Genomic DNA, 4,910 nt, shown 5'->3' with positions numbered 1-4,910 from the left:
GCCTGTGCATCCTGGCCAATTTTTCCGAGCAGTTCTCGCTCTCCGACGCCGAGCGCGAGACCCTGACCCGCGTGTCGCTCGAACATGTGGCCGGCCGCGTGCCCGTGATCGTCACCACCACCCACTACGGCACGCGCGTGTGCGCCGAGCGCAGCCGCGCCGCACAGGACATGGGCGCCGCCATGGTCATGGTGATGCCGCCCTACCACGGCGCCACCTTCCGCGTGCCCGAGGCGCAGATTTACGAGTTCTATGCCCGCGTGTCGGATGCCATCGCCATTCCCATCATGGTGCAGGATGCACCGGCCAGCGGCACGGTGCTGGCGGCCCCGTTCCTGGCGCGCATGGCGCAGGAGATCGAGCACCTGGCCTACTTCAAGATCGAGGTGCCCGGCGCGGCCAGCAAGCTGCGCGAGCTGATCCGCCTGGGCGGCACGGCCATCGAGGGGCCCTGGGATGGCGAGGAAGCCATCACCCTGCTGGCCGACCTGGACGCCGGCGCCACCGGCGCCATGACGGGCGGTGGATTTCCCGACGGCATCCGCCCCATCATCGAAGCGCACCGCCAGGGCGATGCGGACCAGGCTTTCGCGCTCTACCAGCGCTGGCTGCCGCTCATCAACCACGAAAACCGCCAGGGCGGCATCCTGACCGCCAAGGCGCTGATGAAGGAAGGCGGCGTGATCGCCTGCGAGGCCGGGCGCCACCCCTTCCCGGCCATGCACCCTGAGGTGCGACGCGGACTGATCGACATTGCGCGCCGGCTGGACCCGCTGGTGCTGCGCTGGGCACGGTGAGGGCGGCCGTGGCACACGACACCTCCGAGACCGCCGCCGCACTGATAGGGCTGGACTGGGGCACCAGCTCGTTGCGCGCCTTCCGCTTCGATACCGTGGGCCAGGTGCAGCAGATGCGCCACCGGCCCTGGGGCATCATGAATTTACCCGCCGCAGCGGACGGCCAGCCCCATGCGGCCCATGCCGCCGCCTTCGAGCATGCTTTCGACGACGTCTGCGGCGACTGGCTGCGCGCAGAATCCCGGTTGCCCGTGCTGGCCTGCGGCATGGTGGGCAGCGCCCAGGGCTGGCGCGAGGCCGCCTACCTCGAATCGCCGGCCTCTCTGGACCACCTGGCCCGGGGCCTCACCGTGGTGGAGCATGCGGCCGGGCACCGCGTGCACATCGTTCCCGGGCTGATCCAGCGCGGCGACCTGCCCAATGTGATGCGCGGCGAAGAAACCCAGGTGCTGGGCGTGATGGCCGGATCGGACCGGCCCGACCAGGCGCCGGTGCTGATCGGCCTGCCCGGCACACACAGCAAGTGGGTGCTGGCACGGCGCCGCTCCATCGCGCAGTTCCATACCTTCATGACGGGCGAGGTGTTCGCGGCCCTGCGCGGCCACACCATCCTGGGACGCACCATGCAGGCGGCAGACGCGCCCGACGATGCCGCGTTTGCACGCGGCCTGCAGGTGGCGCGCTCGGCCGAGGCTTCGCTGGGCCTGCTCTCGCACATCTTCAGCACGCGCACGCTGGGTCTTACGGGCGCGCTGCCCGGCACGGCCCAGGCCGATTACCTGTCGGGCTTGCTCATCGGCCACGAGGTGGCTGCGCTCGCAGCCCAGCAGGCGCCAGCGACCCCGCCCGCGAACGTGGTGCTCTGCGGCGAGCCCGACCTGTGCCGGCGCTATGCACTGGCGCTGGCGGCCTACGGGCTGCCCGTCCCCAAAATGGCCGAGAACGCCACCGCGCGCGGGCTGTGGCAGATCGCCACAGCCGCCGGCCTGACCACCCCTTCAGAGACCCGCAGCACGGAGGCTGCACGATGACCTTTTCCTCTTCTTCTGAACTTCTCGCCAGTGCATTGCGCCATTGCGGTCTGGTCGCCATCCTGCGCGGCGTGCAGCCTGGCGAGGTGGTCGCTATCGGCCAGGCGCTGTACGGCGCGGGCTTTCGGGTCATCGAGGTACCGCTCAACTCGCCCGAGCCGCTGGCCAGCATCCGCGCCCTGCGCGACGCCCTGCCCGCCGATGCACTGATCGGCGCCGGCACGGTGCTCCTCCCCGAGGACTGCGCCGCCGTGGCCGCGGCCGGCGGGCAGATCGTGGTCATGCCCCATAGCGATGCGGCGGTGATCCGCGCCGCCAAGGCGGCCGGCATGGCCTGCGCACCGGGCGTGGCCACGCTGACCGAGGCCTATGCCGCGCTGGCGGCCGGGGCCGATGTGCTCAAGCTCTTTCCCGCCGAGGCGCTGGCACCCGCCGTGCTCAAGGCCTGGCGCGCCGTGCTGCGCCCTCCCGTGGCGTTGCTGCCCGTGGGCGGCATCACGCCCGAGAGCATCGCCGCCTACGCCCAGGCAGGTGCCAGCGGCTTCGGCCTGGGCTCGGCCCTGTACAAGCCCGGCGACAGCGCAGCCGACGTGGCGCTCCATGCGGCTGCGTTCATGCAGGCCTGGCGTGCGTCCTACCCCGCCCCCTGACCGATCCGATTGCCTTCTCCCCCATCCCGACGAGCCGCTCCCCATGAAGATCACCCGACTGACCACATTCATCGTGCCACCGCGCTGGTGCTTTCTGAAGATCGAAACCGACGAGGGCATCGTCGGCTGGGGCGAGCCCGTGCTCGAAGGCCGGGCCCACACGGTGGCCGCCGCCATCGAGGAGCTGGGCGACTACCTCATCGGCAAGGACCCGCGCCACATCGAGGACCATTGGACGGTGCTGTACCGTGGCGGCTTCTACCGCGGCGGCGGCATCCACATGAGCGCGCTGGCCGGCATCGACCAGGCGCTGTGGGACATCAAGGGCAAGGCGCTGGGCGTGCCCGTCTCCGAGCTGCTGGGCGGCTGCGTGCGCGACCGCATCAAGGTCTACAGCTGGATCGGCGGCGACCGGCCGAGCGAGACCGCCGCCGCGGCCAAGGCCGCCGTGGACCGCGGCTTCACCGCCGTGAAGATGAACGGCACCGAGGAACTGCAGTACGTGGACAGCTTCGACAAGGTGGAGCGCTGCCTGAACAACGTGGCCGCCGTGCGCGAGGCGGTGGGGCCCAACGTGGGCATCGGCGTGGATTTCCACGGCCGGGTGCACAAGCCCATGGCCAAGGTGCTGTTCAAGGAGCTCGACCCGTACCGGCTGATGTTCATCGAGGAGCCGGTGCTCAGCGAGCACTACGAGGCGCTCAAGGAGCTGGCGCACCTGTCGTCCACCCCCATCGCGCTTGGCGAGCGGCTGTACTCGCGCTGGGACTTCAAGCGCGTGCTGTCCGAGGGCTATGTGGACATCATCCAGCCCGACCCTTCGCACTCGGGTGGCATTACCGAGACGCGCAAGATCGCCGCTATGGCCGAGGCCTACGACGTGGCGCTGGCCCTGCACTGCCCGCTGGGGCCGATCGCGCTGGCGGCCAACCTGCAGCTCGACGGCGTCTGCTACAACGCCTTCATCCAGGAGCAGAGCCTGGGCATCCACTATAACGCCAGCAACGACCTGCTGGACTATGTGTCCAACGGAGAGGTGTTTGCCTACCAGGACGGCATGGTCGCCATCCCCCAGGGCCCGGGCCTGGGCATCGAGGTCAACGAGGCCTATGTGCGCGAACGTGCCGCCGAAGGCCACCGCTGGCGCAACCCGGTGTGGCGCCACAAGGACGGCAGTTTCGCGGAGTGGTGAGCCTGGCGGCGGTGTAACAACGCCGTGAAGGGGTGACGGCGGGGGCGAAAGGGAGGAAAATACTGTAATTACAATCAGTGTTTTGACCAACCCCAAGCCTCCATGACGGCGCCGACCATCACCCGCTTCCACCGAACCCGCCTGATGCAGATATGGCGCTCGGCCGGCTGGCCCTGCAAGGATGCGCTGGAGATCGACCTGCTGGCGGCAGAGCTCGTGGCCCTGCACACCTCGGCCGAGGGTTTCGAGACGCTGAAGCTCACCGAAGGCGGCATCCGCCTGCTGGCCGAGGCGCGCCAGCGCGGCGTGCGGGCGCTGAGCCCGCATGACCGCATGGGCCAGCGCTTCGCGGCGCAGCTGCTGGCATCGGGCCGCATCGTCTGGCGCGAGCTGTCGCTACGCGCCGTGATCGAGGGCGCGCCCCCGGAAGCGGTGCCACCGCCCCCGGCAAGCAGCAACCCGCTGTGGAGCGAAGACACCCCCGCCAGCCGCAAGGCCGCCAACGTGTGGCGCATGGCGCGGCCGGACCTGTTCTCGGTGCGCAACACTACCGTGCCGGCCTACCTGCAGCCCATGGTGCACGAGATCAAGCACAGCCGCGCCGATCTGCTGTCGGACCTGCGCCACGACGCCAAGCGCCAGGCCTACCAGTGGCTGTGCGAGGAGTGCTACTACGTGTTCCCGGCCGGCATCGCCGAACCCGAAGAAATCCCCGAGCATTTCGGCATCTGGGTGCTGCACGGCGGGGTGGACGATGGGCGCTTCGAGCTGCTGCGGCCTGCACGGCATGCGAGCTGCACCCTGCCCTTTGCGGTGTGGATGGCGCTGTGCAAGGCCACGCCGCTGCGCAGCGAGGACGAGTTGGCCCAGGCGCACCTGGGCGAGCCCGCTGTGGACGAACTGCCGCCCTGTACCGAGGCACCATGACCTACTCCGTGGCGGTGCGCGAGTTGTGCGAGTTCACCGCCAAGCAGGGTGACCTGGACCTGCGCTTCACGCCCGCGCCCACCGCCCTGGAGGGCATGGCCGGCCATGCGATTGCCGCATCACGCCGCGCAGAGGCCTATCGCGCTGAGGTAAGCCTGGCGGGAGTCTACAAGACCTTGCGCGTGCGCGGCCGGGCCGATGGCTTCGACCCGCAGCATGCCCGGCTCGACGAGGTCACGACCTTCAAGGGCCGGCTCGACCGCCAGCCCGCCTCGCACCGTGCGCTGCACTGGCCCAGGCGCGCCAGTCAGCC

The 4,910-nt window shown here is 69.9% G+C and carries 5 protein-coding genes and 1 pseudogene; all 6 read left to right on the top strand.

The annotated features are described in order from the left end of the window. Positions 1-797, top strand: a 797-nt coding sequence (locus tag ACK59X_RS22460) for a dihydrodipicolinate synthase family protein (RefSeq protein ID WP_409960598.1), incomplete at its 5' end; no start/stop codon positions are given. Positions 798-805: 8 nt separating this feature from the next. Continuing rightward, positions 806-1,828: a 2-dehydro-3-deoxygalactonokinase gene (locus ACK59X_RS22455; RefSeq protein WP_409960597.1), complete on the top strand. Its 1,023-nt coding sequence runs from the start codon at positions 806-808 to the stop codon at positions 1,826-1,828. Further along, positions 1,825-2,478: a 2-dehydro-3-deoxy-6-phosphogalactonate aldolase gene (locus ACK59X_RS22450; RefSeq protein WP_409960596.1), complete on the top strand. Its 654-nt coding sequence runs from the start codon at positions 1,825-1,827 to the stop codon at positions 2,476-2,478. The genes ACK59X_RS22455 and ACK59X_RS22450 overlap by 4 nt, the downstream gene beginning before the upstream one ends. Positions 2,479-2,521: 43 nt before the next feature. Then, positions 2,522-3,670, top strand: a complete 1,149-nt coding sequence (gene dgoD / locus ACK59X_RS22445; protein WP_409960595.1) for a galactonate dehydratase — start codon at positions 2,522-2,524, stop codon at positions 3,668-3,670. 102 nt (positions 3,671-3,772) lie between these two features. Continuing rightward, complete coding sequence (locus ACK59X_RS22440) at positions 3,773-4,597, top strand: hypothetical protein (RefSeq protein ID WP_409960594.1); 825 nt, start codon at positions 3,773-3,775, stop codon at positions 4,595-4,597. Next, a pseudogene (locus tag ACK59X_RS22435) lies at positions 4,594-4,910 on the top strand (ATP-dependent DNA helicase); the annotation flags it as partial. The gene ACK59X_RS22440 and the pseudogene ACK59X_RS22435, both read left to right, overlap by 4 nt.

The organism is Acidovorax sp. (assembly GCF_046339755.1).
Classification (GTDB): domain Bacteria; phylum Pseudomonadota; class Gammaproteobacteria; order Burkholderiales; family Burkholderiaceae_C; genus Acidovorax.
The sequence above is the reverse complement of the archived record's forward strand: the minus strand, read 5'-3'. Positions and strand labels throughout refer to the sequence as shown.